The following is a 26,400-nucleotide window of genomic DNA, read 5'->3' as shown; positions in this document are numbered from 1 at the left end:
ATTCCAGGAAAAGTGCGTGGCGGTTTTCCATTCGGAATTGCGCAAAAAGTTAGAGCGTTTCAGTGTTTCCGGAAAAACCGGAAACGCTCTAAGTCAAAAGACTGGACGAAACGCAATGTGATTGTCGTGGGCGACAGCGGTCAATTAAACAGCGGCCGGGTGATCGCCAAGAGGAATCGGGGCAACTTTTTATGTGCGGAATTGTGGGAATTGTCGGCCATTCGCCGGTTGCACCGCTGATCGTCGACGCGCTGAAGCGGCTCGAATACCGTGGCTACGATTCAGCCGGTGTCGCCACGATCGAACATGGCGAACTGTCGCGACGCCGCGCCGAGGGCAAGCTGGTCAATCTGGAGCGTCGGCTGCAGGCCGAGCCGCTCGATGGCACCATCGGCATCGGTCACACGCGCTGGGCGACGCACGGCGTTCCCAATGAAACCAACGCACATCCGCATTTCTCCAATGGCGTGGCGATCGTCCACAACGGCATCATCGAGAATTTTGCCGAGCTGCGCACCGAGCTTTCGGCGGATGGCTATGAATTCTCCTCGCAGACCGACACCGAAGTCGTCGCTCATCTGGTCTCGCGCGAAATGGCGCGCGGCGCCAAGCCCGTGGAGGCCGCTCACAACGCGCTGAAGCGCCTTGAAGGCGCTTTCGCACTGGCCATCATGTTCAAGGGCGACGACGACCTCATCGTCGGTGCACGCAACGGCCCGCCGCTCGCGGTCGGCCATGGCGAGGGTGAGATGTATCTCGGCTCGGACGCCATCGCGCTGGCGCCGTTCACCAATTCCATCACTTACCTTGAAGATGGCGACTGGGCGGTGGTGCGCCGCAACGAAATCACCATCTTCGACATGGATGGCAACAAGGTCGAGCGCAAGCGCCAGCAGTCGATCGGCACCTCGTTCCTGGTCGACAAGGGCAACCATCGCCACTTCATGCACAAGGAAATCCACGAGCAGCCGGAAGTCATTTCCCACACGCTCGGCAACTACATCGATTTTACCAATGGCAAGGCCAAGGCGCTGGACCTGCCATGGGATTTCGCCAAGATCGACCGCCTGGCGATCTCTGCCTGCGGCACCGCTTATCTTGCCGGCCTCGTCGGCAAATACTGGTTCGAGCGCCTGGCGAGGCTTCCGGTTGATATCGATATCGCCTCGGAGTTCCGCTACCGCGAAATGCCGCTGTCGAAGAACAGCGCCGCGCTCTTCATTTCCCAGTCCGGCGAGACCGCCGACACGCTGGCCTCGTTGCGCTACTGCCGCAAGGAAGGCGTGCCGATCGGCGTCGTCGTCAATGTGCGCGAATCGACCATGGCGCGCGAAGCCGATATCGTTCTGCCGATCCTGGCCGGGCCGGAGATCGGCGTTGCTTCCACCAAGGCTTTCACCTGTCAGCTTTCGGTGATGGCGGCACTGGCCGTGCGCGCTGGTGTTGCTCGTGGCTTCATCTCGCCAGATGACGAGACGAGGCTGGTCAAGCAGCTCGCCGAGGCGCCGCGTCTGGCCAGCCAGGTCATCAAGCTGGAAGAGCAGATCGAGAAGGTCTCGCGCGATCTCGCCCATCACCGCGATGTGCTTTATCTCGGCCGCGACACCAATTTCCCGCTGGCGCTCGAGGGCGCGCTGAAGCTCAAGGAACTATCCTACATCCACGCGGAAGGCTACGCAGCGGGTGAGCTCAAGCATGGACCGATCGCACTGATCGACGAAAACATGCCGGTCGTCGTCATCGCTCCGTTCGACCGCATCTTCGAGAAGACCGTTTCGAACATGCAGGAGGTTGCAGCGCGTGGCGGCAAGATCATCCTGATCACCGACAAGAAGGGCGCCGAGAAGTCGACAGTCAAGACCATCGACACCATCGTGCTGCCGGATGTGCCGGAAATCATCGCGCCCATACTCTACGCGCTGCCGGTCCAGATGCTGGCCTATTTCACGGCGGTGTTCATGGGCACCGACGTCGATCAGCCGCGTAACCTGGCCAAATCAGTCACGGTGGAGTAACTGCCAGCCTGTCGCGTTGGTCCTGTCGCGATAGTGATTGTCGCCCATTCGTGTTGATGCTCTAAGATAGGTGCAGCGCACAATCTTAGAGCATGGCCAAGCACGGAATGTCGGATACACCCAGAACATCAGCGATAACCCGGCTGAGGAACTATTTCCTCGCGGGCTTCGTCGTCTGCGCACCGCTGGCGATCACCGCCTATATTGCGTGGTCGTTCGTCGGCTGGGTCGATTCCTGGGTCAAACCCTACATTCCGGGGCGCTACAATCCCGACACCTACCTGCCGTTTCCGGTTCCTGTTTTCGGGCTCATCGTCGCGCTGGTGCTGATCACGCTGATCGGTTTCCTTGCCGCCAACATCGTCGGCCGCGCCATCGTCACCTTCGGCGAACGCCTGCTCGGACGAATGCCGCTGGTACGCGGCATCTATGGTTCCCTGAAGCAGATTTTCGAGACCGTTCTTTCAAACAAGAGCGAAATGTTCCGCCAGGTCGGGCTGGTCGAATATCCACGCAAGGATGTCTGGTCGCTGGTCTTCGTCGCCGGCGAAAAGCACACCGAGATCAACGAGAAGCTGGATGTCGCCGGAGATCCTCTGATCGGCGTGTTCATGCCATGTACGCCGAACCCGACCACCGGCTTCCTGATGTATGTGCGCAAGTCCGAGATCGTTATGCTCGACATGACCATCGAGGAGGGCGCCCGCCTGATCGTCTCGGCCGGTCTTGTCGCGCCGGATCCGAGGAAAAAGGTCAAGGGACCGGATGGGCAACTGATCGATCTCGGCAATCCGCCTGCCGGTACTTTGAGCAATTCCAGGAAAAGTGCATAGCGGTTTTCCGTTCGGAATTGCAGAAAAACAAGGAGTTAGAGCGTTTCCGCGTTTCCGCAAGAACGGAAACGCTCTAGCCTCAACCGGCCCGCAAGAGCCGCACCGCCTCATCGCGCCCGAACAAATAAAGCAGCAGCCTCAGCGCCTCGCCGCGGTCGTCCTGAAGTTCAGGGTCGCGCGAAAGGATCAGTCTTGCATCGTCGCGCGCTGCCTCCAGCAAGTCGGCGTGCACATCGATGCGCGCCACCTGGAAACCAGGCGTGCCTGATTGGCGGGTGCCGAGAAGCTCGCCTTCGCCGCGCAGCTTCAGATCCTCTTCAGCGATGACGAAGCCGTCCTCGGTCTCGCGCATCACCGAGAGCCGGCGCTTTGCCGTTTCACCGAGGGGATCCTTGTAGAGCAACACGCAGCTCGACGGCTTAGAGCCGCGACCGACGCGACCGCGCAGCTGATGCAATTGCGCCAGGCCGAAGCGCTCGGCATGTTCGATCACCATGATCGTGGCGTCCGGCACGTCGACGCCCACTTCAATGACCGTGGTGGCGATCAGCACGCGGGTCTCGCCTTCCTTGAAGGCGCGCATGGCCTCGTCTTTTTCGGCGCCTTTCATGCGGCCGTGCACGAGCCCGAGACGATCGCCGAACACCGGTTTCAGCGAAGCGAAACGATCTTCCGCAGACATCAGCCTGATCTCTTCGGACTCCTCGACCAGCGGGCATATCCAGTAGATCTTCTGGCCTTCGGCAACCGCATCGCGGATGCGGCTGACCAGTTCCTCCAGCCGCTCCAGCGGCAAGGTCACGGTACGGATCGGCTGCCGCCCCGCCGGTTTTTCGGTGAGTTTGGAGACGTCCATGTCGCCGAATGCGGTCAGCACCAACGTGCGCGGGATCGGCGTCGCCGTCATCACCAGCATGTCGGGGGCATCTCCCTTGGCGGTGATGGCCAGCCGCTGATGCACGCCGAAGCGGTGCTGTTCATCGATCACCGCAAAGACCAGGTTGTTGAAAGCCACGCTCTCCTGGAACAGGGCATGGGTGCCGACGACGATGTCGATCGAGCCGTCGGCGAGCCTGGCCAGCGTCTCGGTGCGTTCGCGCCCCTTTTCGCGGCCGGTGAGGATGGCTGTCGTGAGCCCGGCTTTTTCGGCCAGCGGCGCGATGGTGGCGAGATGCTGGCGCGCCAGGATTTCGGTCGGCGCCATCAGTGCTGCCTGCCCGCCCGCCTCGACCGCCCGCGCCATGGCCAGCAATGCAACTACTGTCTTGCCGGAGCCGACATCGCCCTGCAGCAGGCGCAGCATGCGTTCGGGCGTTGCAAGATCGGTGAGGATCTCGGCAAGTGCTGCTTCCTGCGAATCCGTCAGCGAATAGGGCAGGGCGGTGCGCAGCCGTTCGATGATGCGGCCGTCACCGTTCAACGGCCTGCCTGATAACTTGCGGATTCGAGAGCGCACCAGCGCCAGCGACAGCTGGCCTGCCAGGAATTCGTCATAGGCGATCCTGCGCCAGGCCGCACTTTCCGGCTGGGCATCGATCGGGCTTTCCGGATTATGCACCCGACCAAGCGCTGCCGCGAATGATGGAAAGGTATGACGCCGCATGAATCCGGCGTCCTGCCACTCTGAAAGCGCTGGCACACGCTCCAGCGCCTGGCCAATGGCACGCCGCAGCACTTTCGAGGATAGCCCTGCCGTGAGCGGATACACCGGTTCGACCAGCGGCAGGTTGCCTGCATCGCTTGCCAGCGCGATATGGTCGGGGTGCACCATGCTCGGCCGGCCGTTGAACCACTCCATGCGGCCGGACACCACGACCAGCTCGCCCTCGGGCATTGCCTTTTCGAGATAGCTGGCATGGGCGTGGAAGAAGGTCAGCGTGATCTCGCTGGTGTCATCATGCGCGTAGACCCGGTAGGGCACAGACCGGTTGCCGCGTGGTGGTGGCTGGTGTCGATCGATCCGCACCTCCAGCGTGACGATCGCACCTTCGATCGCATTGGCTATGCCCGGCCGATTGCGGCGGTCGATGACCGAGTTCGGCAGCACGAACAGAAGATCGCCGACACGCGCCTCCCGGTCGCCGAGATCCACCGGCAGAACCCGCTCGATGAGTGTTGCCACCTTTGATCCGACCCCGGCCAGCGTCGTGATGGATGAGAACAGCGGGTCGAGCAGGGAAGGGCGCATCGTTGCAATAAGCGCGGAAGCGGCCGCATGCGCAAGGCATATGCGGCCGGTTCCTGTCGCTTCAGATTTGCGGTTGTCAGGCGCTGGCGGTTTTCAGGGAGTGAGTGCTCGCTGATCCAGCTGCGTGCCGATCCAAGCCGGCTGCATGGTTGCGGGGTGTCTCGAACCTCTCGAGCAGATGTTCGGTTGCCGTCGCCAGTGGCAACAGCAGCCCATAGTCATCATGCAGGTAGCCCCGATCGAGCCCGCGTCGCAGTACCGTTTGGTTGCCGATACCGGAAAGATAGGCCGACATTGTCGCTTCGTTGAGGATTTCGGCATCCACATCGGCGCAGGCACGCGTGTCCGCCAGCAGGTAACGGCCGGGTGAGAGGTCGAGCACGCACAGGACCGGCATGACGCGGTCCGGCGCCCAGGCCGCTTTCCAGGCCTCGACACCGTCACCCAGCCGGCGCGCCAGGTCCGGTCTGCGGCGAAGGCTGGAATCGTAGTCGCCAGTGAAGTGATAGGCGATGTCGTCGGCGCGTTCGATCGTCGGGAACGCCAGACCATAGGCCGGAATCGGCCGGACGTTGGTGATCTTGTAGTCGTCCTTCCTGTCGAAATACGGGCTGAACCGTTCGATGCTGAGCTGGCCGACCCCGACTGGTGGCTGCAGGTGCTGCAGCAGCGGGATCAGGCGTGCCGTGACCTCATAGGCAATGTCTTCGTCGCCGGGAAAATCGGTCAGCAGATTCCAGGCGGCTTCGATGCCGAGCGCCCTGGCGAAACGCAGGCAGTCGAGATTGATCTTCAGCGTGCTCCCCTTGCGCATCAGTTTCAGCACCGAGGTCGCGAGTGACTCGATGCCGGGCTGGATGCGCTCGACCCCGGCCGACTTCAGCAGCTTCATCTTCTGGAAGGAGAGATTGGCCTTCTGTTCGTAGAAGATGCCAACCTTGTTCTCGGCCTTGGCCAGTTCCGGAAGCAGGGTCGAGAAGTAGGAGTGCGGCATGATGTTGTCGACCATCATGATCCTCGTCGACTTGTGTCGCGCAACGAGGTCATTGAGTTCGGTGAATGCTTTTTCCGCCGATTTCTGCCGATGCTGCATGCCGTTGGCGTTGAGACCACAGAAGGTGCAATGCTGCTTGGCTCCCCACCAGCAGCCGCGGCTTGTTTCATAAGGCAGCCAGATTTCTTCCGGACGCAGTCCGTCGGGGTGAATGTCGCAGCCTACCGTCTGCGCCATTTGCGCGAAATAATCATCGTAGTCGGGCATCGGCGAGTCATCGAGGGCCTCGAGCGGTTCGCCACGGATGATCTTGCCATTACCCGGTTTTTGATCGCGCAGATTGGTCAGGAAATCGACGAAGGAGACGTCGCTTTCGCCCGAGAAGATGTGATCGATCGAGCCGGCCAGTGGCTGGATGCCTTCCGACATGATGCCGTCGACATTGGCGCCGCCGAGCAGGAAGATCTTGCCCGGTGCCGCTTTCTTGGTTCGTTTTGCGATGGATAGCGCAGCCAGGGTTTGCTCGAAGACGGTGCTGAAACCGATAATGGTTGCGGGCATCGCTGCGAGTGCGGCGGAGAAATCATCGGCCGATTGCCTGGCGGTTTGCTGGAGCCAGTCGAGCGTGACGCTTGATGGGGCGGTCGCGGCGGCAATGGCGCGTGCGACTTCGGGTTCCATGCGCCCATGCGCCTTGGTTCCGAACATGGCGCGCGCGAAAATCCGTTCCCCGATCAGCAGTCCGGTCGGTGTTCCGCAGAGCTTCTGGTAACGGCGAACGCCGATCCTGCTGGCGAAGGAGAGGTTGGCATAAAGCACTCGGGCTTCGTAGCCGGCCTGCGCTGCGCGCGCCGCAATCACGTGCGGACCGAGAGCCGGTCGATCCGGGCTGGCGAAAGGCGGTACGACCACAAGGATGTCGGCTGTACTGTAGTCTGCGTCGAACATGGTGCACCTCTGTTTTTGTCGGGGAAACTCCCTCCGCGTCGGTACGCATGGCGCGGAGGGCTCTGCACGATGAACGCATGCTGGATCGACGGCGGTTTACCGCCGTCGATCTCCCAGTCTTCGTCAGAATTTGACGCCGACGGATACTGTGACTTCGGTTTCCGCGGCCTCGGAGCCGGTGAGCGCGCCGCCGGGGCGCGTTCTCAGCTTGGCGACTTCGCGGGAGAGCCGGGTGGCCTCGGCGTCTGAAATGACCAGGCCCTTGGCTTTCAAGGCTTTCGACGGATCGCTGAGAAAACTGTCGCCGAACTTTACATCGGTGCTTTTCAGGCTGGCGGCAGTGGTCTTGACGGGACTTTTGGTGACTGCTTTGACCATAATCATGCTCCCTCATGTGACCAGGTGCTTGAGTGCACCGGAAATCTGATCACGAAGCCGGGCAGGTGACTGTGAGATCAATCACAGTCGAGGAGACCGTCGACTGAGCTGCGTTCGTCGGGGAACAGGCTGACACCGCCGCCTATCCACGCTATATGCGCCCTGCAAGTAAGGGATGCCGCCGCCATGACCGCAACGACACGATCGAACGCAAGATTGGCGAACAATGAACTGGACCCGCATCGCAAGAAGCTCCTGTTCCGTTCCTGGCATCGCGGCATGAAGGAGATGGATCTCATCCTTGGCAATTTCGCGGAGCGCGAGATCGCCAGCTTGACCGCCGCCGAGATCCATCAATATGAAAAACTCCTCGAAATTTCCGACACCGTGCTGATGCCCTGGCTGACCGGAGGCGAACCGGTTCCCGGTGACATCGATCTGCCGATCCTGCACAAGATCCTGGCGTCGCGCGAAACGCTTGAATTCTGAAACGACCATGAGCCTGATACCTAAAATCGGCCTGCCCAAGGGCCGCGCAGCCTCCTGTATCGTCGACGGTGTCGCCGATGGCTTTGAAGCCTTTGCACTGGTTCAGGCGGCGAACGAGATCGCACCCGACGGGCCTCTGCTGTTCGTCGCTCGTGACGGCCAGCGTCTGCCTGCCATCGTCGAGGCGCTTGCCTTTGTCGCACCCGGACTGCCGGTGCTGGAACTCCCAGCCTGGGATTGCCTGCCTTACGACCGTGTTTCGCCGGGTTCGGATGCCGCCGGGCGCCGGCTGGATGCGCTGGCGGCGATGATCGCTCTGGCCAGGAAGCCGCATCGGGCCATCGTGCTGACCACCGTCAACGCTCTGTTGCAGCGCATGCCGCCCGCCGAATTGCTGGAGGGCCAGACGTTCCACGCCAGGCCCGGCAATCAGGTCGACATGAACAAGCTGATTTCGCGGCTGGAGAATTCCGGCTTCGAGCGCGTGCCGACGGTGCGCGATATCGGTGAATTCGCCGTGCGTGGCGGCATCCTCGATCTCTACGCCCCGGGTTGGAGCGAAGGCCTGCGCCTCGACTTCTTTGGTGACACGCTGGAATCGATCCGCAGTTTCGATGTCGCCAGCCAGCGCACGACCGGCCAGCGCAAGGCGATGACACTGCAGGCGATGAGCGAGGTGGCGCTGACGCCGGAAACCATCAGCCGCTTTCGCCGCTCCTACATCGAGGCCTTCGGTGCGCCGTCGCGCGATGATGGCCTCTATGCTGCGGTCTCCGAAGGGCGTCGCTTCGCCGGCATGGAACACTGGTTGCCGTTCTTCTACGAGCGGCTGGAAACGGTTTTCGACTACCTGCCGGAAGCGCCGGTGGTATTTGATCACCTGTCGCATGAGGCGTTGACCGAGCGGCACGATCTCATCCTCGACCACTATGAGGCACGGCGCAAACAGGCGGATGCGGCGCTCAAGGATGCCGTGCCCTACAAGCCGGTGGCGCCGGCGCTGATGTATCTGGCGCCGGATGATGTAAAGGCGGCAACCGGAGAACGCGAGCAGATCGAATTCACGCCGTTCGATGCACCGGACGCCGGGGGGCGCAAGGTTTTCCACGCCGGTTCCCGTGCCGGTCGCTCTTTCGCCGAGGAACGCGCCGACCCGAATGCAAACGTCTTCGACGTGGCGGTCAAACACATCGCCGAAGAGCGTGCCGCCAGGCGCCGGGTCATCGTCGCCGGCTGGACCGAAGGTTCGCTCGATCGTCTCGGCCAGATCCTGGCTGAACACCACCTCGGCAACATCAAGCAGGTCGCGTCGCTCGCCGACGCTGAAAAGCTGGCGCCGGGCGAGGCGGGTCTGGCGGTCCTGCCTCTGGAAACCGGCTTCGAGACCGACGCACTGGTCGTCGTGGCCGAACAGGATATTCTGGGCGACCGGCTGGTGCGCCGTTCCAAGCGCAAGAAGCGCGCTGCCGATTTCATCGCCGAGGCAGCTTCGCTGTCGCATGGCGACATCGTCGTTCACGCCGATCATGGCATCGGCCGGTTCGTCGGCCTGAAAACCATCGAGGCCGCCGGCGCACCGCACGACTGCCTGGAAATCCGCTATGCCGGCGATGACCGGCTGTTCCTGCCGGTCGAGAACATCGAACTGCTGTCCCGCTACGGATCGGACTCGGCCGAAGCCACGCTCGATAAGCTGGGCGGCGGTGCCTGGCAGGCACGCAAGGCCAGGCTGAAGCGCCGGCTGCTCGACATGGCCGGCCAATTGATCCGCATCGCTGCCGAGCGTCAGATGCGTGCAGCGCCCGCCATGGTGCCCGCCGACGGGCTTTATGGCGAGTTCGCCGCACGCTTCCCTTACGAAGAGACCGACGACCAGCAGTCGGCAATCGATGCAGTGACCGAGGACCTTTCCGCCGGCCGGCCGATGGATCGCCTGATCTGCGGCGACGTCGGCTTCGGCAAGACCGAAGTGGCGCTGCGGGCCGCCTTCATCGCGGCCATGGAAGGTTTCCAGGTCGCCGTGGTGGTGCCGACGACGCTGCTGTCGCGCCAGCATTTCAAGACCTTTTCGCAGCGCTTTTCAGGTCTGCCGATCCGCGTGCGCCAGGCATCGCGGCTGGTCGGCGCCAAGGAACTTGCTGAAACCAAGAAAGGCATCGCCGATGGCACGGTCGATATCGTCGTCGGCACCCACGCGCTGCTGGGTTCCTCCATCTCCTTCAAGAACCTCGGCCTGCTGATCATCGATGAGGAGCAGCATTTCGGCGTCAAGCACAAGGAGCGCCTGAAGGAGCTGAAGAGCGACGTGCACGTGCTGACACTGTCGGCGACGCCGATTCCGCGCACGCTGCAATTGGCGCTGACCGGTGTGCGCGAACTGTCGCTGATCGCCACGCCGCCGGTCGACCGCATGGCGGTGCGCACCTTCATCTCGCCGTTTGATCCGCTGGTCATCCGTGAAACGCTGCTGCGCGAGCGTTATCGCGGCGGCCATTCATTCTACGTCGTGCCGCGAATCTCGGACCTGTCGGAAATCCACGATTTCCTGAAGGCAGAAGTACCCGAGCTCAAAGTGGCAGTTGCCCATGGCCAGATGCCGCCGGGCGAGCTCGACGACATCATGAATGCTTTCTATGACGGTCAGTACGACGTTCTGCTCTCCACCACGATCGTGGAGTCCGGTCTCGACATTCCGACGGCCAATACGCTGATCGTGCATCGCGCCGACATGTTTGGCCTGGCCCAGCTCTATCAGCTGCGCGGCCGGGTCGGTCGCTCGAAGGTGCGTGCCTATGCGCTGTTCTCGCTGCCGGCCAACAAGAAACTCACCGACACCGCCGATCGGCGTCTGAAGGTGCTGCAGTCGCTGGACACGCTGGGCGCAGGCTTCCAGCTCGCCAGCCATGACCTCGACATCCGCGGCGCCGGCAATCTGCTCGGCGAGGAGCAATCCGGCCACATCAAGGAGGTCGGCTTCGAACTTTACCAGCAGATGCTGGAAGAGGCTGTCGCAGAGGTGAAGGATTCCGGCGAGGTTGCCGACACCGGCTGGTCGCCGCAGATCACCGTCGGCACCGCCGTCATGATCCCCGAAGGCTACGTGCCGGACCTGCAGCTCAGGCTGGCGCTTTACCGACGCCTCGGTGATCTGGAGACCACCGAGGAGATCGATGCCTTCGGTGCGGAACTGATCGACCGCTTCGGTCCATTGCCGGAGGAAGTGAAGCACCTGCTGAAGATCGTCTTCATCAAGGCATTGTGCCGCAAGGCCAATGTCGAGAAACTCGACGCAGGTCCGAAGGGCGTCGTGATCCAGTTCCGCAAAAAGGAATTCTCCAATCCCGTGGCCCTGGTCAAGTTCATCGGCGAACAGGGATCCCTGGCCAAGATCAGGCCGGATCAAAGCGTGGTCTTCACCCGCGATTGGCCGACGGCGGAAAAGCGGCTGGCAGGTTCAGCCGTGGTGATGACGCAGCTCGCGAAACTGGCGGTGTAGGTCCTCTAGACCGCCTTTTCCAGTTCTCCGCGCGCCTTGGCTTCGGCCACCTGACGGATGGCGTCGGCGAGCGTGTCGGTGTCCTGTGCGCCCATCACCGCATAGCGCCCCTCGATCAGGAAGCATGGAACGCCGGTGATGCCCATGCGTGCGGCGGTCGCGATCTCGGCCTTCACGGCTTCCACATCCGCATCGGTCGGCAGCAAGGTCTCGACGATGGAGACATCCATGCCGGCCTCGCGCGCGGCCTCGATCAGCACATGGGGGGCGCCGGTGTTTTCCCCCGCGTTCGAAGTAGGCGCTGAACAAGCGATCGACCAGCTTGTTCTGGACGGCAATACCGGCAGTCCCTGCCCAGCGGATGACGCGATGTGCGTCCAAGGTGTTGGGAGCCACCTTGATGGCGTCGAAGTCGAAGGAGATGCCTTCCACTGCGCCCAGCGATGCCAGGTTGGCGTGGATCTGCTTCAAGCGGTCACCGTCGCCGAACTTGGCCTGCATATAGGCCTTGCGGTCCTTGCCCTCCGGCGGAATGCTCGGGTCGAGCTGGAATGGCCGCCAGCGCACCTCGACGCTTACGTCCTTCAGGCTTGCAATCGCATGCTGCAGCCGCTTCTCGCCGAGGAAGCACCAGGGGCAGACGACATCCGACACCACGTCGATGCTCAGGGTCTCGCTCATCGCTTCGTCCTTTCGCGGTAGGGCAATTCCAGGAGAAGTGAAGCGGTTTCTGTCCGGAATCGCGTACAAACAAAGTGTCAGAGCATTTCCGCGGTGCGCGGAGAAAATCGCTCTGGGGTTCAGTCCGGTTTGCGCCACCATACCGGCAACTGGTAGCCGAACAGCGGCGTTACCTTGGGATGCTCCAGATAGCTCCAGTATGCGACCCACTGGTCGGGATTGTACTGCATCGGCACCATATAGTTGCCCGAGATGAGCAACCTGTCGAGCACGCGTACCGCGGCAACGAAATCTTCCTTGGTGCGCGCGTTGAGCATGGCGTTGATTGCAGCATCCACGGCCGGTTCGGCAACGCCGGCCAGATTGAACGAGCCGTCGACCTTGGCCGCTTCCGATCCCCAGCGCCCTCGCTGCTCGATACCGGGCGAGAGCGAATTGTTGAAGCCGCTGGCGCCGATCAGAACGTCGAAATCGTAACGCTGCTTACGCGACTGGATCTGGTCGCCATCGAGCGAACGGATCGAAACGGTGATGCCGATCTTGGCCAGCGTACGCTGATAGAGCGATGCGAGCCGTTCTTCATCCTGCGACGAGGTGAGGATTTCGAATGTAAAGGGCTGGCCCTGTTTGTCGAGCAACTGGCCGTTTTCAATATGATAGCCTTGACCCTTGAGGATCTCGAAGGCCGCCTTCAGGACCTTGCGGTCCTGGCCGCTGCCATCCGTGACGGGAGGCAGCCAGGTGCCGTCCATGACGTCGGCGGGCACGCGGCCTGGATACGGTGCCAGAAGCGCCTTCTCCTTGTCGCTGGCCGGATGGCCGAGTGCCGAAAGCTCCGAATCCTGCCAGAAGCTCTTCAGGCGCGCGTAGCGGTTGTTGAACAGGTTCTTGTTGGCCCATTCGAAGTCGTAAAGCATGCCCAGCACGCGGCGCACTTCGACATTGGCGAATTCCGGCAGGCGGGTGTTGAAAAGAAAGCCGGTGACCACCGGCGGAATACCGCTCTTGAACGTTTCCGCCACCACCTCGCCGCGCTTGAAGGCCGGGAAATCCATGTCGCGCTCGCGCTTGACCGGATCGGTCTCCATGTTGACGGCGCAGATACCCTTCTTGAAGGCTTCAAGCTGCGCGTTCGAATTCAGGAAATATTCGATCGTGATGCGGTCGTAATTGTCGAAGCCACGCTTGGAAGGGATATCCTTGGCCCAGTAGTCGGGATTGCGCTTGAAGATGATGCGCTGGCCCGGAGCAACCTTGTCGACCGTATAGGGGCCAGAACCGATCAGCGGCTTCAGGGTCGTCCTGTCGAAGGTCTCCTTGTCGAAGGCGTGTTTCGGGATAATCGGCGTCATCGCGATGATCAGCGGAAATTCCCGGTCCGACAGCTCGTTGAAGGTGAAGCGCACGCTGCGCTCGCCGGTCTTTTCCAGCTTCTCCACCCGCTTCATGCGATCGGAATAAGGGGGGCGACCCTTTTCGGTGAAGACGTCATAGGTGAACAGGACATCTTCCGGCGTCACCGGTTGCCCGTCCGACCACCTGGCCTTGGGATCGATGTGGAACTCGATCCATTTGCGCTCCGGATCCATGTCGACGCTATCGGCAAGCAGGCCGTAGAGGCCAAACGGCTCGTCGTAGTTGCGCTGCATCAGCGGCTCGAAGACGAGGTTGCCGTAGATCGTGTCGATCATGCCGCGCGCGGTGGTGCGCAGGCTCTTGATGATGAAGGGATTGAGATTGTCGAACGAGCCGACCACGCAATAGGTGACGTTTCCGCCCTTCGGCGCATCGGGATTGGCGTAGCGGAAATGGCTGAACCCGGCCGGCAGTTCCGGCTCGCCCTGCATGGCGATGCCGTATTTCGGCTCAGCCAGGGTCGAAGCGCTGCCAATCAGGAGAAACGCGGCGGTCAGCCAGTAAAAAGAGCGGCTCATGCCGTATCCTCGAACGGAACGTGTGATTCGAGACGCAACCTAGCATGAGCTGTGGCCGTACCGTGGCCATAGTCAACAAATGGTCGGGCAACTGGCGCAAGCCGACTGACGAAGCTGGCAAAGAACAGAACGGCCAAACTGGGCAGGAAATGCGCTGGTGGGCTGGATTCGGGAACAATGCCGGTGTAACACGCCGGGCGAAGTCATTCTGTTGCCTCATTTGGGCAAGAGGTAGCACGCCAAGGTCTGAAGGCCGCTACGGGGATCAAGGTAGAGGAAGTTCATCATATGAAGAGCCTGAACAGCAAAGCTCATCGTCTTTCGCTCATGGCCGCTGGCGTCGTCGGCATCCTGGGTGCGGGCGTTCCGGCTGCTTCCGCTCAGCAGCAGATCCCGCAGGGCTGGTTCAAGGCCTGCACCAAGCAGGAAGACGTCGACATCTGCAACGTGCAGAACATCCAGACCGCCGGAAACGGCCAGTTGATCACCGGCGTCAGCCTGATTGACCTGCGCGGCAAGGTGAACCGCAAGGTGTTCCAGGTCACCGTACCGAGCGGCCGTCTGGTTCCTCCCGGCATCGCGCTCCAGATCGACAACAACAAGGCGCAGAAGCTCGACTATGTCATCTGCTTCCCGGATCGCTGCGTTGCCGAGGTGCCGCTGACCGACCAGCTCGTCACCTCCTTCAAGAAGGGCCAGCAGATCACGCTGACCTCGATCAATTTCCAGGCACAGCCGAACCCGATCAAGATTCCGCTGACAGGTTTCGGCACCGCCTTCGACGGCCCGGCCATGCAGCAGTCTGACATCGAAGACCGTCAGAAGAAGCTGCAGGAGTTCGTCAACAAGAACAACCAGGACTTCTCCAAGAAGCTCAAGGAAGAGCAGGAGAAGGCCAAGACGGCCCAGTAATCGCCACTCGAGGGCCATGAAGCACTTGAAACCCCGGCTCAGGCCGGGGTTTTTTTGTTGGCGGGATGCCCCGCCCGTCAGATAGCGTTCACGCAGCATGGTCTGGCCCTTGGCGGGCTTGTCTTCTCCATAGCGACGGGAGGAACTGCAATGAAACGCGAAACGCTTCTGACAGCACTGACCGTGACCAATCTTGCCTTGCTTTTCGGGATGGGACTGGACCGGGTGTTGCCCGCACGAGCCCTAAGCGAGCCAGGTATCTTGCGAGGCAATGGACTGGAGATTATCGACAAGGAGGGGCGGCTGCGTGCCACCATCACCATCCAGCCTCCAGCCGAGGGCGCTACCGAAACAACCTTGTTGCGGCTGATCCAACCCGACGGCCAGCCTGCGGTAAAGATTGGCGCTTCTCTCACGGGTGCGGGACTGAGCTTTGTCGGCGGTGACGACCAAAGTTATGTCATCCTTGATGCGGATGGGGCTGAAACCAGGCTCAAAATGATGGAGCCCGGTGGTCGCGAGCGGCTTCTCACGCCCTGAGCGTTCCTCTTGCAAGCCGGCTTCGTTCACGCCGTCGTCATGCCGGGCCGCTATGAGCGGCGCCGATCCCGGCGATTTTCAAATCGCCTTTTCCGGCACGGAGCGATTCTCTATGCGGATGGCACGGCTCGGCGCGGCACTGGCCGCCATGCTGACGATGACGTTCGGATCTGCCGCGGGGCAGGATCGCGCTGCACTCGTGCTCGATCGCCTGCAGCATGCAAACCAATGGCGTGACCATGTCATGGTCGTCGCGCATCGCGCCGGCGGCCTGCAAGGCGGCAAGGCGCGCTTCGCAGAAAATTCGCTGGCTGCGATCGAGGATGCGATCTCGGCGGGTGCCGAGATGATCGAGGTCGATGTACGTCGCTCGAAGGACGGCACCTTCATCATCATGCATGACAGCTGGCTCGACCGTACCACGACCTGCAAAGGCGAGGCTGCGGAACGCTCCGTTCTGGAGCTCAAAAGCTGCCGGCTGGTCATCGAGGCGGGACGCGTCGAAACGAACGAAACTGTCTCGACACTCTCCGAATTGCTTGCTGTCACGCGCGGGCGCATCCTGGTCAATGTCGACAACAAGCTTGGCACTGACGCATTGCCCGGAATCATTGCCGAGGCTAGGGCGCTTGGCATGGCCGAACAGGTCGTGGTCAAGGAGAACATCTGGAGCGACGCACGCATCACCGAGGTGGGGGCCGCTCTGAAGGCCGCGGGCAGGGGCTTCCAGTTCATGCCGATCATTGCCGACGATGCCGTGCGCGATGCGGCTTTTGTCGAGAAGGTTGCCCGGACCTTCAATTCCCATGCGATGGAATTGATCAACTGGCGCAATGGTGCCGAGACGCTGACCGAAACCGGTGGTGCGCTGTTCTCGACCCGAATGCGTGCAACTGCCGTGCGTGGCGGCTGGCATCTGTGGGCGAACACCTATGCCATCCTCAACAAACCTGGCGGGTTCCTCGCCGGGGGGCGCGGCGATGAACTGGCCGTAGCGGCGGCCATGCCTGCCGAAAGCTGGGGTTTCTGGGCCGAGCGCGGCGCCACCATCATCCAGACGGACGAGCCACGGGCTGCGATCGAGTGGCTGGCGGCCAAGGGCTATCGTGTGCCCTATGGTGAAAGGCGGCCTGAAGTGCCGACGACAACAGCCAGCATCAATTGACCCTGCAAGGGCAGCGGGACAACTTCTGCCCTCAGGCAAGCAAAAAGGCCGCCCGAAGGCGGCCTTTTCGATCGATTCCGTGAAACGCTTAGCGCTTCGAGAACTGGAAGCTGCGGCGGGCCTTGGCCTTGCCGTACTTCTTACGCTCGACGGTACGGCTGTCGCGGGTCAGGAAGCCGCCCTTCTTGAGAACGGCGCGCAGCGCCGGCTCGTAGTAGGTGAGCGCCTTGGAGATGCCGTGGCGCACGGCACCGGCCTGGCCGGAGAGACCACCGCCGGTAACAGTGGCGACGATGTCGTACTGGCCGGCGCGATTTGCCGCGATGATCGGCTGGTTGAGGATCATCTGCAGGACCGGACGCGCGAAATAAGCGCCGAATTCCTTGTCGTTGACAGTGATCTTGCCGGAGCCGGGCTTCACCCAGACGCGGGCGATGGCGTCCTTGCGCTTGCCGGTGGCATAGGCGCGGCCCGACTTGTCGAGCTTCTGGACGTGGACCGGAGCGGCCGGCTGCGCGGTCTGCGCGACCGAGCCGAGTTCTGCGAGCGAGGAAAGCTCAGCCATTATCAAGCCCTCTTGTTCTTGGCGTTCAGCGCGCCGACGTCGAGCGTCACAGGCTGCTGGGCGGTGTGCGGATGCTCAGCGCCGGCATAGACGCGGAGGTTCTTCATCTGGCGACGGCCAAGCGGGCCGCGCGGGATCATGCGTTCAACGGCCTTCTCGACAACACGCTCCGGGAAGCGGCCTTCGAGCAGCTGGCGCGCAGTGCGCTCCTTGATGCCGCCGGGGTGACCGGTGTGCCAGTAGTAAACCTTGTCGGTGTACTTCTTGCCGGTGAAAACGACCTTGTCGGCGTTGATGATGATGACATTGTCACCGTCGTCGACGTGGGGCGTGAAGGTGGGCTTGTTCTTGCCGCGCAGGATGTTGGCGACGAGCGATGCCAGACGACCGACGACGAGACCCTCGGCGTCGATCAGCACCCACTTCTTCACCACGTCCGCAGGCTTCTGCGAAAAGGTTGCCATGGTTACATGCTTTCGTTTCGGACCTTCAAAAGAAGGCGTTTCTTGTTGCTTTCATTGGCAGCCGGCATCCGCCCATTGCCAATAACAAAACGGCGGCCTTTGCGGGCCGCTGCTTTGCGTCGGCTTATAGGAGAGGCCATTGCTGTCGTCAAGCGATCGAAAATCAATGGTTTTTCAAAAAGTCGTTTAAAAACAATATGTTAAAAGTGAGGTATTATTTTACCGCATTCCGGCCGCCTGAATAAGGCCGCGTTTCTCGCCATTCGCAGCCTCGGGGCCGTCTGCACAGACACACTCGCGATCGAAGCGTTCCTGGGCTGCAATCACCGCTTCGATGTTGGCTTCGGCCCACTCCGTGATGGCCGAGAGTTTCTCGGCGAGCGTGTTGCCCAGCGGGGTGATCGAATATTCCACCGTAACCGGTACGGTGGCGAAGACCTTGCGCGCGATCAGCCCGTCGCGGCCGAGCCGTTTCAGGGTCTGCGACAACACTTTTGTCGAGATGCCTTCGACGTCGCGGCGCAACTGGTTGAAGCGCACCGGTCCGTCCGAGATTTTCCACAAGACCAGCGCGGTCCATTTGTCCGCTATATGATCGAGCAGCAGCCTTGTCGGGCAATTCTCGGCATAGACGTCATAGTTGCGCATGGCTGCTTGTCCGTCGGGGCGATTACCTGCCGGTAACTTGGGTGCGGCACGCACCACCTTGTAACCGGACAGTGCCTTCTTTTTATCTACGTTTCCCATGGCTAACAAGCTTCTGTTTGAAACCCGCTTTCGAAAAGAAAGCGTCAGGAGTTTGATATGTCCAAAGGAAAGATCCTGGTTCTGGCGGCGACAGGCAATGTCGGAGCACCGCTGGTCGCCGAATTGTTGCGTAAGGGAGAGCAGGTCAAGGCGGCAAGTCGTGCTGCCTCCCCGAGCCTGCCGGCCGGTGCCGAACCCGTCCGGCTCGACTTGTCCGATCCGCACAGTCTTGAGCCGGCGCTGGACGGCGTCGATCGCATCTATGGCGTTTCCCCGGCGGGTTATCTCGACCAGCTCGGCCTGTTGGGGCCGGTGGTGAGGGCCGCAGCGTCACGCAAGATCAAGGTGGTTCTCCAGACGGCGATCGGCGTCGACGCCAGCGATGCCATTCCGTTCCGGCAACTGGAACTGCAGCTTGAACGCTCCGGCACGCCTTTCGTGATCCTGCGCCCCAACTGGTTCAGCGACAATTTCGCGACTTATTGGGCGAGGGGCGTGCAAGCCGGTGAAATTCGCGTGCCGGCGGGTGAGGGGAAGACAAGTTTCATTGATGCCCGTGACATCGCCGCTGCTGCCGCCGGCGCGCTGGTGACGAGCCGCCATGACGGCAAGGCGTTCGCGCTGACCGGTTCCAGGGCGTACAGCTATGCCGAGGCAGCTGCGCTGTTGTCGGAGGCGCTCGGCCGGACAATCCGCTACAGTTCGATAGACGACCGCACCTTCATCGCCGAAACGGTGGCCGGCGGACTGTCTCAGGGCTATGCCGAACTTCTGGCGGCAATCTTCCATCCCGTCGCCGAGGGATGGGTGGCTGCGACGACCGACGCAGTCGAGACCCTTTCAGGAAACAGACCTCGCTCGCTCGAAGAATCGATTGGCGACGTCGTTCGCCGGCTCCAGGCTCAGCCAGCATAGCAAAAACCGTGTCGAAGGCCGGGTTGCTCCCGGCCCTCGACGTGTTTTTCAATCAATTCCACGCGGCGCCAGCCACCTGCCGCACGCTGGCGTTCAGCCGGTTCCACACGTTGATCTGGGCGATCTGCAACAGCAGCCCGGAGATGGCCTTCTCGTCGTAATGTTTGGCGGCTTCATTCCAGACATCGTCCGGCACTGCGTCGGAGCGGTCGGCAATGCGCGTCACGGCCTCGGTGAGTGCAAGCGCCGCGCGCTCGGCCTCATTGAAGAACGGTGTATCGCGCCAGGCCGCCACCGCAAAGATACGGCGGTCGGTCTCTCCCGCCTTCTTCAGCTCCTGCGCATGCATGTCCACGCACACGCTGCATCCATTGATCTGGCTGGCGCGCAGATGGACGAGTTTGGTGGTGACCTCGGAAAGGCCGCTCTTTTCCGTCGCCTTGTTGAGCGCCATCAGCGCCTGCATGGCTTCGGGGATTACAAAGACGGGGTTCTTCATTCGGGCCTGCATGGCTTTCATCTCCGTGTTAGATCGAGGTTCACGACGATTTCCGCGCCCTGTTGGTCACATCGGCCGGATTTCGTTCGTCATCGGCATGACGCACGGCAGACAGGGAATGTGACCGATGGACGAAAAAAAGTTTCTGGCAGGCCAGTTCGAGGCAAGTCGCGCTCATCTGAGAGCCGTTGCCTTCCGCATGCTCGGCTCCCGCACCGAGGCCGAGGACGCCGTGCAGGAAACTTGGCTGCGGCTGAACCGGACCGACGTTGGCGACGTCGAGAACCTCGGTGCCTGGCTGAGGACGGTGACAGCGCGCATCTGCCTCGACATGCTGCGCTCACGCAAACTGCGTCGTGAAGATCCGATCAGTGACGGGGAGCACGATCTGCCGTCCGAAGCCGGCACAGCCTCCTACGATCCCGAGTACCAGCTCGCCATGGCCGATTCAGTTGGTCTTGCCATGCTCATCGTCCTGGAGACGCTTGGGCCGGCCGAGCGGGTCGCTTTCGTCCTGCACGACATGTTCGACCTGCCGTTCGATGACATTGCCCCGATCGTCGGGCGCACGACCGATGCAACGCGCAAGCTGGCCAGCCGCGCCCGCCAGCGCGTGCAGGGCACCTCGGTCTCGCCCGAAGCGGATCGTGCCCGCCAGCGCAAGGTCGTCGAGGCCTTTATCGCCGCGTCGCGTGACGGCAATTTCGAGGCGCTGCTCTCGATCCTGGATCCGGAGGTCGTGTTCCGGGCCGATGAGGCCGCGATGCGATTGGGCTCCGAGGCCGAATTGCGTGGGCCGACGGCAGTTGCCAATGCGTTCAACGGCCGCGCCCGTGGGGCAAAACCGGCCATGCTCGACGGTGCGCTCGGCGTGGTGGTCGAGGCCGGTGGCCGGACGCTGCTTGTCCTGCGCGTCGCACTGAAAGGTGATCGCATTGCCGGCATCGAGGCTGTGGCGAATCGCGAAAGCCTGGCCGGGTTGGACGTGACGGTGCTCGACTGACCGTGATCAGCGCTTCGGTGGGATCGAATAGGTGCCGGTGGCCTGAGCGATGGTGTGGCCCGTTGCTCCGGCGACGATATCGATGTCGTAGACCATGAGGCTCCGGCCCAGTTTCAGGATGCGGCAGTGGCCGAGAACCGGTCCAGCATCGGCCTTGCGCATGAAGTTGATGTTGAGATTGGTGGTGACGGACAGCGCATCCGGGCCGGCGTGGGAAAGCACGCAGACATACCCGCCGATATCGGCCAGCGTGAACAGGCAGGGGCCTGACACGGTGCCACCGGGACGCAGGTGCCGCTCGTCGGCATTGAGACGAACCGTGCAGCCGCCCGGGAAGATGTCGACGGCCTCATAGGCGAGATAATCGTCGTTGAGCTGCGGGTAGACGGATTTCAAGAGGGCGTTTGCCTCGCCTGCGGTCAGCACCGGCCTGAGATCGTCCTGCATCGGCATGGCATCGTCCGTTCATTGTCGTGGCGCTTCGGTCTTTGCCCGACGCCTGTTATGATCCCAGGGCAACTCCAGGGAAACTGTGTAACGGTTTTCCGTCCGGAATTGCGAAAGAACAAGGAGTTAGAGCGCTTCCGCGTTTCCGTAGAAAACGGAAACGCTCTAAAGTTCAGAAAGCATGCTCAAAGCCTTTCCTTCAATCGGCAGCGTGCTAGTTCTTTTGTTCCATACTGAACGAATCCGACGGCGGGGTCGTCGAGCAGCGGAGATCAAGACGTGGCCGAAATCGTCGCCATCAAGTCCGAACCCGTCGGGCCGGTACTGGTCGAACAGGCCAATGGCATCGCACGGATCACGCTCGTCAGCCCGCCAGCCAATGCGCTGTCCCTGGCCGTCATGGCAGCCTTGCAGGCGGAGTTCGACCGGTTGCGCGACGACCGTTCCGTGCGGATCATCGTGCTTGCGGCATCGGGCAAGGTGTTCTGTGCTGGACACGATCTCAAGGAACTTACCGCGCATCGCAACGACGGGGACCGCGGCAGGGCCTTCTTCGAGAAGACCTTCGCCGCCTGCTCGGCCTTGATGCAGACCATCGTGCGTCATCCGAAACCGGTGATTGCGGCGGTCGACGGGCTGGCGACGGCCGCCGGCCTGCAACTTGTTGCCAGCTGTGATCTGGCGATTGCCTCGCATGAGGCGACATTCTGCACTCCGGGTGTCAACATAGGCCTGTTCTGCTCGACGCCGATGGTGGCCCTGTCGCGAAATGTCTCGCGCAAGCAGGCGATGGAGATGCTGTTGACCGGCGAAACCGTCGACGCTGCGACCGCCAAGGAATTCGGTCTGATCAACCGTATCGTGCCACGCGAGTACTTGAATCAGGTCGTGACCAAATACGCGCAAACCATTGCTTCGAAATCGCCTTTGACGATCCGCACCGGCAAGGAAGCATTTTATGCGCAGGCAGAGATGGGGCTCTCGGACGCTTACGACTATGCCGGGCGTGTGATGGTCGACAACATGCTGGCGCGAGACGCCGAGGAAGGTATCGGCGCCTTCATCGGCAAGCGGCAGCCTGAATGGAAGGGCGAGTGACACCGCTTTCGGCCATGTCGCGCACACCGAAACACCCGGCATTTCCCCGCCAATGAGCCAAAGCCTCGTTTTCGACATCCGGCCCAACACCGTCTGGCACGTCGAAGAGGCCTGCCGGCAGGCCTGGCCAGCAGCGGTGGAGCAGGTTGCCAACGGCTGGTTGTTGCGCCGTTCAGGCGGCGGCATCCGCAGGACCAACGCCGCCAATCCGTTGGCGGGCGAGCGCCATTGTGGTGCCGCGCTCATCGATAGGGTCGAAGCTTTCTATCGTGGTTTCGGTCAGGTGCCGGTCTTCCGCCTCACCGATTTCACGCGCGAGATTTCGTCGGAACTCGACCGGCGTGGCTACACGACGCAGGCAAGCACGCTGACCTTGCTGGCTTCGCTGGCGGCCCCGCCCGGATCCGGCGCCAACGGGCCGACGGTGACGACCGAGCCAACAGGGAACTGGTTCGAACTGCGGGATCGTCTGGCGAAGGATCCACTGATCTTTCGCGATATGGTGACTTCGATCGACCTGCCGAAGGCTTTTGCGTCGTCGCGGGCCGGTGGCCGCACCGCCTCGATCGCTTACGGTGTGATCTGCCACGGCATGCTTGTGGTGGAATCGGTCGCCACCCACCCCGACCATCGCGGCAAAGGACTGGCCAAACAGACCGTCGGCGCCCTGATGAACTGGGCGCGCGGAGCCGGAGCCGACAAGGCATGCCTGCAGGTGGTGGCTGACAACCATCCGGCCCTTGCGGTTTACCGGGCTTTGGGCTTCAACACCTCGCTCTACAGCTATCACTATCGTTTCGCACCGGATGCCGCATGAACCACGACTCCTATGACAACGCCTACATCGCCGGCATCCTCAATTCGGTGAAGACCATCGCCATCGTCGGTGCTTCCGCCAATGACGTGCGGCCGAGCTGGTTCGTGCTGAAATACATGCTGGACAAGGGATTTTCGGTGTTTCCAATCAATCCCGGCCATGCTGGCAGGGAAATCCTCGGGCGCATGACCTATGCCAGGCTGGCGGATATCCCTCAGCCGATCGATATGGTCGACATTTTCCGTGCGCCGGCCGCGGTGCCAGGCATCGTCGACGAGGTGCTGGCGCTCGATCCTTTGCCCAAAGTGGTCTGGATGCAGCTCGGCGTGCGTCACGACGAGGCGGCCGCGAAGGCGGAGGCCGCCGGCATCAAGGTGGTGATGAATCGCTGCCCAAAGATCGAATATGGTCGCCTCTCCGGCGAGATCGGCTGGAACGGCGTCAATTCGGGGGTGCTGTCCTCCAAGAAGCCTATCATGCGTCAGGGTTTCCAGAGTTTCGGTGTTCGCCAGAGGTAGCCAGCAACAATTTTCCGCGGTTTTGCCAAAACGCTGGCAGCAGCACTGAAAAATAGCACTCGCCGGGCAAAATCTTCTTTGCATTCGCTACGCGGCTCGCCCAAGAATGCCCGGCGATTTTTTCGGGGCGATTTGAGGAGGTTTTCGATGAGCCAGCGCGCACCAGGTTTCAACACGCTCGCGGTTCACGCCGGCGCCAAACCCGATCCGGCCACGGGCGCTCGCGCCACGCCGATCTACCAGACCACATCCTATGTCTTCGACGACGCAGATCACGCTGCCTCGCTGTTCGGCCTGAAGGCGTTCGGCAACATCTACACACGCATCATGAACCCGACACAGGCGGTGCTCGAAGAGCGCGTAGCAGCGCTTGAGGGCGGCACGGCAGCACTTGCGGTGGCGTCCGGTCACGCCGCGCAGCTCCTGGTAGCGCACACGCTGCTGAAATCCGGCGAGAACTTCGTCGCCGCGCGTCGGCTCTACGGCGGTTCGATCAACCAGTTCGGCCATGCCTTCAAGAACTTCGGCTGGGAAGTGCGCTGGGGCGACACCAACGACTTGTCGACCTTCGAGAAGCAGATCGACGAAAACACCAAGTTCATCTTCGCCGAGAGCCTGGCCAATCCGAACGGCGAGTTCGTCGACATTGAAAAGCTGGGCGATATCGCCCGCAAGCACGGCATTCCGCTGGTCGTCGACAACACCCTGGCGACGCCCTATCTGGTGCGCCCGATCGAGCACGGCGCTGATATCGTCGTGCATTCGCTGACCAAGTTCATCGGCGGCCATGGCAATTCGATTGGTGGCGTCATTGTCGACGGCGGCACCTTCGATTGGTCGAAATCCGGCAAATATCCGATGCTGTCCGAACCGCGACCCGAATATGGCGGCCTGGTGCTGCACGAGACCTTCGGCAATTTCGCCTTTGCCATCGCGACCCGCGTACTCGGCCTGCGCGATTTCGGCCCGGCGATCTCGCCCTTCAACGCCTTCCTCATCCTGACCGGTCTGGAAACGCTGCCGCTGCGCATGCAGCGCCATTGCGACAATGCTTCGACCGTGGCGGCATGGCTCGCCAACCATCCGAAAGTGTCCTGGGTGTCCTACCCCGGCCTGCCGACGGACAAGAACAATGCGTTGCACAAGAAGTACTCGCCGCTGGGCGCGGGCGCTGTCTTCACCTTCGGTCTCAAGGGGGGCTACGAGGCCGGCGTGAAGTTCGTCGAGGCGCTGGAACTGTTCTCGCATCTGGCCAATGTCGGCGACACCAAGTCGCTGGTCATTCATCCGGCATCGACCACGCATCGCCAGCTTTCCGACGAGCAGAAGGTTGCGGCGGGTGCAGGTCCGGACACGGTGCGTCTCTCGGTCGGTATCGAGGACGTGAACGATATCGTCGCGGATCTCGAACAGGCGCTCGCCAAAGTCTGATCGGCATGGCACAGAAGGCTCCGGATCAGACCGGAGCCTTTTTCATGAGCCAGCCGAAATTCCTCACCGTTTCCATTGACGGCATCGAGCCGGAGCATGGCGCGCCGGCTGCGGACCGCCTGGTTTCCGGCGACCCGAAATTCCGCACCTGGAATGCCGAGGAGCGCGATGGCGGTCTCTACGCCGGCATATGGGAATCGACGCCGGGAAAATGGCGCATCGTCTACGACGAATGGGAATTCTGTCACATCCTCTCGGGTGTCTCCGTGATCGCGGAGGAGGGGGGTGAGGCGCGCACCGTGCGATCTGGCGACAGTTTCGTGCTCAGGCCCGGCTTCAGGGGAAGCTGGGAAGTGCTTGAAACGACTCGCAAGGAATACGTCATCAAGCTCTGACGGCATGCCTATCCTGGCACCCGACCCGAGACCCTGAAGAAGGTGTGCGAGGTCACCAGAACGTCGGGATCCGCCAGGTGGATTTCGAGTGCGGCCATGTCCGTTTCGAGGTCGTCCCGCGTGATGAAGCCCTGATCGATCATCTTTTCGCGCACATTGTTGACGAACTCATAGAGCATCGGCCGCCGATCATGTCCGAGCGGGTAGACATGGTAGACCGCGTCGACATGGACATCGATCATGCCAGCTTCACGAAACAGGCGATGCGTGCGCCGGCCGATGAAAAGGTCGATCCCTTGAGCCGCCGAGTAGGCGATGTAGGCATCGAGCAGACGATTCCAGGCCGGCAGCGCCGGGTCGCAGAAATGGGCGACGAAATCGGCCTCGAAACTCGCAATCCAGCCTCCAGGTCGCACCAGTGCCACCATCTCGCGCACGATGCGCTGGGGCTCCGGTACATTGACCAGGACCAGCCGCATATGCGCACCGTCGAAAGACCCGCGTTCCAGTCCGGTATCGTAGGCGTCCCCCTCGCGCACCTCGACTTGCGGCAGCGCATGATCGGCGACGAAACGGCGTGCCATTTCGACGAAATGCGGGCTGCGCTCGAGGCCGAGCACCGAGCCGGTCACGCCGACGCGCTTGCCTAGCAAGTGCAACACTCCGCCTGGCCCGCAACCCAGGTCGATGACCCGTTCGCCCGGCTTGATGCCGATGCGCTCGAATTGAACATCGGAGTCTGGCGCCAGATTGGCGATCTGCCGTTTCAGCCTTGCTTCCTCGGCCGGGCCACGGCCGAGCAGATATTTGTCCTGCCGCATGGTGCACGCTCCCCCTCATCGAGACGTGAACTGCGAAAAGCCTAGATTAGCACGGAACGACCCTGTGGGGCGGAGGATTTCGCAAAACGCCATTGCTCGGATTTGCC

Annotated in this window: 24 protein-coding genes and 1 pseudogene; 14 read left to right on the top strand and 11 right to left on the bottom strand. The window is 61.8% G+C overall.

What is annotated here, in order from left to right:
- The first annotated feature begins 191 nt into the window (after positions 1 to 191).
- Both glmS and ACFJIU_RS15040 read left to right on the top strand, forming a co-directional pair.
- Positions 192 to 2,015, top strand: a complete 1,824-nt coding sequence (gene glmS / locus ACFJIU_RS15045) for a glutamine--fructose-6-phosphate transaminase (isomerizing) (RefSeq protein ID WP_379072768.1) — start codon at positions 192 to 194, stop codon at positions 2,013 to 2,015.
- A 107-nt stretch (positions 2,016 to 2,122) separates the two neighbouring features.
- Positions 2,123 to 2,848 carry a DUF502 domain-containing protein gene (locus ACFJIU_RS15040; protein ID WP_379072766.1) on the top strand — a complete coding sequence of 242 codons (726 nt, stop codon included), beginning with the start codon at positions 2,123 to 2,125 and terminating at the stop codon, positions 2,846 to 2,848.
- A gap of 79 nt (positions 2,849 to 2,927) precedes the next feature.
- Here the strand turns inward: ACFJIU_RS15040 and recG are convergent, their stop codons facing one another.
- From recG to ACFJIU_RS15025, 3 genes are all read right to left on the bottom strand, one after another.
- Positions 2,928 to 5,036: an ATP-dependent DNA helicase RecG gene (gene recG, locus ACFJIU_RS15035; RefSeq protein ID WP_379072764.1), complete on the bottom strand. Its 2,109-nt coding sequence runs from the start codon at positions 5,034 to 5,036 to the stop codon at positions 2,928 to 2,930.
- A gap of 76 nt (positions 5,037 to 5,112) precedes the next feature.
- Entirely contained in the window at positions 5,113 to 6,978 is a 1,866-nt protein-coding gene (locus tag ACFJIU_RS15030) for a RiPP maturation radical SAM C-methyltransferase (protein WP_379072762.1), read from the bottom strand.
- 123 nt (positions 6,979 to 7,101) lie between these two features.
- Positions 7,102 to 7,356: a hypothetical protein gene (locus tag ACFJIU_RS15025; protein WP_165358006.1), complete on the bottom strand. Its 255-nt coding sequence runs from the start codon at positions 7,354 to 7,356 to the stop codon at positions 7,102 to 7,104.
- 186 nt (positions 7,357 to 7,542) lie between these two features.
- Between ACFJIU_RS15025 and ACFJIU_RS15020 the strand changes: the two genes are divergently transcribed.
- Both ACFJIU_RS15020 and mfd read left to right on the top strand, forming a co-directional pair.
- Positions 7,543 to 7,845, top strand: coding sequence for a succinate dehydrogenase assembly factor 2 (locus ACFJIU_RS15020; RefSeq protein WP_379072760.1), 303 nt, complete (start codon positions 7,543 to 7,545; stop codon positions 7,843 to 7,845).
- A gap of 7 nt (positions 7,846 to 7,852) precedes the next feature.
- Positions 7,853 to 11,341 (top strand): transcription-repair coupling factor, encoded by a 3,489-nt coding sequence (gene mfd, locus ACFJIU_RS15015; protein ID WP_379072758.1) that lies wholly within the window; start codon positions 7,853 to 7,855, stop codon positions 11,339 to 11,341.
- Between the two features lie 5 nt (positions 11,342 to 11,346).
- Here mfd and ACFJIU_RS15010 read toward each other — a convergent pair.
- A pseudogene (locus ACFJIU_RS15010) lies at positions 11,347 to 12,022 on the bottom strand (DsbA family oxidoreductase).
- Between the two features lie 119 nt (positions 12,023 to 12,141).
- Complete coding sequence (locus ACFJIU_RS15005) at positions 12,142 to 13,956, bottom strand: extracellular solute-binding protein (RefSeq protein ID WP_379072756.1); 1,815 nt, start codon at positions 13,954 to 13,956, stop codon at positions 12,142 to 12,144.
- 288 nt (positions 13,957 to 14,244) lie between these two features.
- On the opposite strand from ACFJIU_RS15005, the gene ACFJIU_RS15000 reads away from it, so the two are divergent.
- The 3 genes from ACFJIU_RS15000 (at position 14,245) to ACFJIU_RS14990 (ending at position 16,573) form a co-directional block, all read left to right on the top strand.
- Entirely contained in the window at positions 14,245 to 14,868 is a 624-nt protein-coding gene (locus ACFJIU_RS15000; RefSeq protein WP_129410386.1) for an invasion associated locus B family protein, read from the top strand.
- 150 nt (positions 14,869 to 15,018) lie between these two features.
- Positions 15,019 to 15,408, top strand: coding sequence for a hypothetical protein (locus ACFJIU_RS14995; RefSeq protein WP_379072754.1), 390 nt, complete (start codon positions 15,019 to 15,021; stop codon positions 15,406 to 15,408).
- A gap of 112 nt (positions 15,409 to 15,520) precedes the next feature.
- Positions 15,521 to 16,573, top strand: a complete 1,053-nt coding sequence (locus ACFJIU_RS14990) for a glycerophosphodiester phosphodiesterase family protein (RefSeq protein WP_379072753.1) — start codon at positions 15,521 to 15,523, stop codon at positions 16,571 to 16,573.
- A gap of 88 nt (positions 16,574 to 16,661) precedes the next feature.
- Here the strand turns inward: ACFJIU_RS14990 and rpsI are convergent, their stop codons facing one another.
- The 3 genes from rpsI to ACFJIU_RS14975 all read right to left on the bottom strand — a co-directional run bounded on the left by rpsI (position 16,662) and on the right by ACFJIU_RS14975 (position 18,349).
- Positions 16,662 to 17,138, bottom strand: a complete 477-nt coding sequence (rpsI, locus tag ACFJIU_RS14985; RefSeq protein WP_129410384.1) for a 30S ribosomal protein S9 — start codon at positions 17,136 to 17,138, stop codon at positions 16,662 to 16,664.
- 2 nt (positions 17,139 to 17,140) lie between these two features.
- On the bottom strand, positions 17,141 to 17,602 hold the full coding sequence (gene rplM / locus ACFJIU_RS14980) for a 50S ribosomal protein L13 (RefSeq protein ID WP_129410383.1): 462 nt from the start codon (positions 17,600 to 17,602) through the stop codon (positions 17,141 to 17,143).
- 219 nt (positions 17,603 to 17,821) lie between these two features.
- On the bottom strand, positions 17,822 to 18,349 hold the full coding sequence (locus tag ACFJIU_RS14975; protein ID WP_379072751.1) for a winged helix-turn-helix transcriptional regulator: 528 nt from the start codon (positions 18,347 to 18,349) through the stop codon (positions 17,822 to 17,824).
- A gap of 57 nt (positions 18,350 to 18,406) precedes the next feature.
- On the opposite strand from ACFJIU_RS14975, the gene ACFJIU_RS14970 reads away from it, so the two are divergent.
- Positions 18,407 to 19,264 carry an NAD(P)H-binding protein gene (locus ACFJIU_RS14970; protein ID WP_379072749.1) on the top strand — a complete coding sequence of 286 codons (858 nt, stop codon included), beginning with the start codon at positions 18,407 to 18,409 and terminating at the stop codon, positions 19,262 to 19,264.
- Between the two features lie 52 nt (positions 19,265 to 19,316).
- Here the strand turns inward: ACFJIU_RS14970 and ACFJIU_RS14965 are convergent, their stop codons facing one another.
- Positions 19,317 to 19,775 carry a carboxymuconolactone decarboxylase family protein gene (locus ACFJIU_RS14965; protein ID WP_379072747.1) on the bottom strand — a complete coding sequence of 153 codons (459 nt, stop codon included), beginning with the start codon at positions 19,773 to 19,775 and terminating at the stop codon, positions 19,317 to 19,319.
- Between the two features lie 115 nt (positions 19,776 to 19,890).
- Between ACFJIU_RS14965 and ACFJIU_RS14960 the strand changes: the two genes are divergently transcribed.
- On the top strand, positions 19,891 to 20,766 hold the full coding sequence (locus ACFJIU_RS14960) for a sigma-70 family RNA polymerase sigma factor (RefSeq protein ID WP_379072745.1): 876 nt from the start codon (positions 19,891 to 19,893) through the stop codon (positions 20,764 to 20,766).
- A gap of 6 nt (positions 20,767 to 20,772) precedes the next feature.
- Here the strand turns inward: ACFJIU_RS14960 and ACFJIU_RS14955 are convergent, their stop codons facing one another.
- A complete protein-coding gene (locus ACFJIU_RS14955; RefSeq protein WP_379072743.1) occupies positions 20,773 to 21,219 on the bottom strand; it encodes a PaaI family thioesterase in 447 nt (148 codons plus the stop codon).
- Positions 21,220 to 21,492: 273 nt separating this feature from the next.
- Here ACFJIU_RS14955 and ACFJIU_RS14950 point away from each other — a divergent pair, with 273 nt between their 5' ends.
- From ACFJIU_RS14950 to ACFJIU_RS14930, 5 genes are all read left to right on the top strand, one after another.
- The gene (locus tag ACFJIU_RS14950; RefSeq protein ID WP_379072741.1) at positions 21,493 to 22,311 is read left to right on the top strand and encodes an enoyl-CoA hydratase; all 819 of its coding nucleotides are present in this window, start codon (positions 21,493 to 21,495) and stop codon (positions 22,309 to 22,311) included.
- 52 nt (positions 22,312 to 22,363) lie between these two features.
- On the top strand, positions 22,364 to 23,128 hold the full coding sequence (locus ACFJIU_RS14945) for a GNAT family N-acetyltransferase (protein ID WP_379072739.1): 765 nt from the start codon (positions 22,364 to 22,366) through the stop codon (positions 23,126 to 23,128).
- Positions 23,125 to 23,646, top strand: coding sequence for a CoA-binding protein (locus tag ACFJIU_RS14940; protein ID WP_379072737.1), 522 nt, complete (start codon positions 23,125 to 23,127; stop codon positions 23,644 to 23,646). Before ACFJIU_RS14945 ends, ACFJIU_RS14940 begins: the two co-directional genes overlap by 4 nt.
- A gap of 147 nt (positions 23,647 to 23,793) precedes the next feature.
- A complete protein-coding gene (locus tag ACFJIU_RS14935; RefSeq protein WP_379072735.1) occupies positions 23,794 to 25,077 on the top strand; it encodes an O-acetylhomoserine aminocarboxypropyltransferase in 1,284 nt (427 codons plus the stop codon).
- Positions 25,078 to 25,121: 44 nt separating this feature from the next.
- The gene (locus tag ACFJIU_RS14930) at positions 25,122 to 25,472 is read left to right on the top strand and encodes a cupin domain-containing protein (protein ID WP_379072733.1); all 351 of its coding nucleotides are present in this window, start codon (positions 25,122 to 25,124) and stop codon (positions 25,470 to 25,472) included.
- Between the two features lie 8 nt (positions 25,473 to 25,480).
- Here the strand turns inward: ACFJIU_RS14930 and ACFJIU_RS14925 are convergent, their stop codons facing one another.
- Positions 25,481 to 26,293, bottom strand: a complete 813-nt coding sequence (locus tag ACFJIU_RS14925) for a methyltransferase domain-containing protein (protein ID WP_379072731.1) — start codon at positions 26,291 to 26,293, stop codon at positions 25,481 to 25,483.
- Positions 26,294 to 26,400: the final 107 nt, after the last annotated feature.

Origin of the sequence: Mesorhizobium sp. UC74_2, from assembly GCF_042701485.1 — a bacterium.
GTDB lineage: Bacteria > Pseudomonadota > Alphaproteobacteria > Rhizobiales > Rhizobiaceae > Mesorhizobium.
This window is presented reverse-complemented; position numbering and strand designations above follow the sequence as displayed.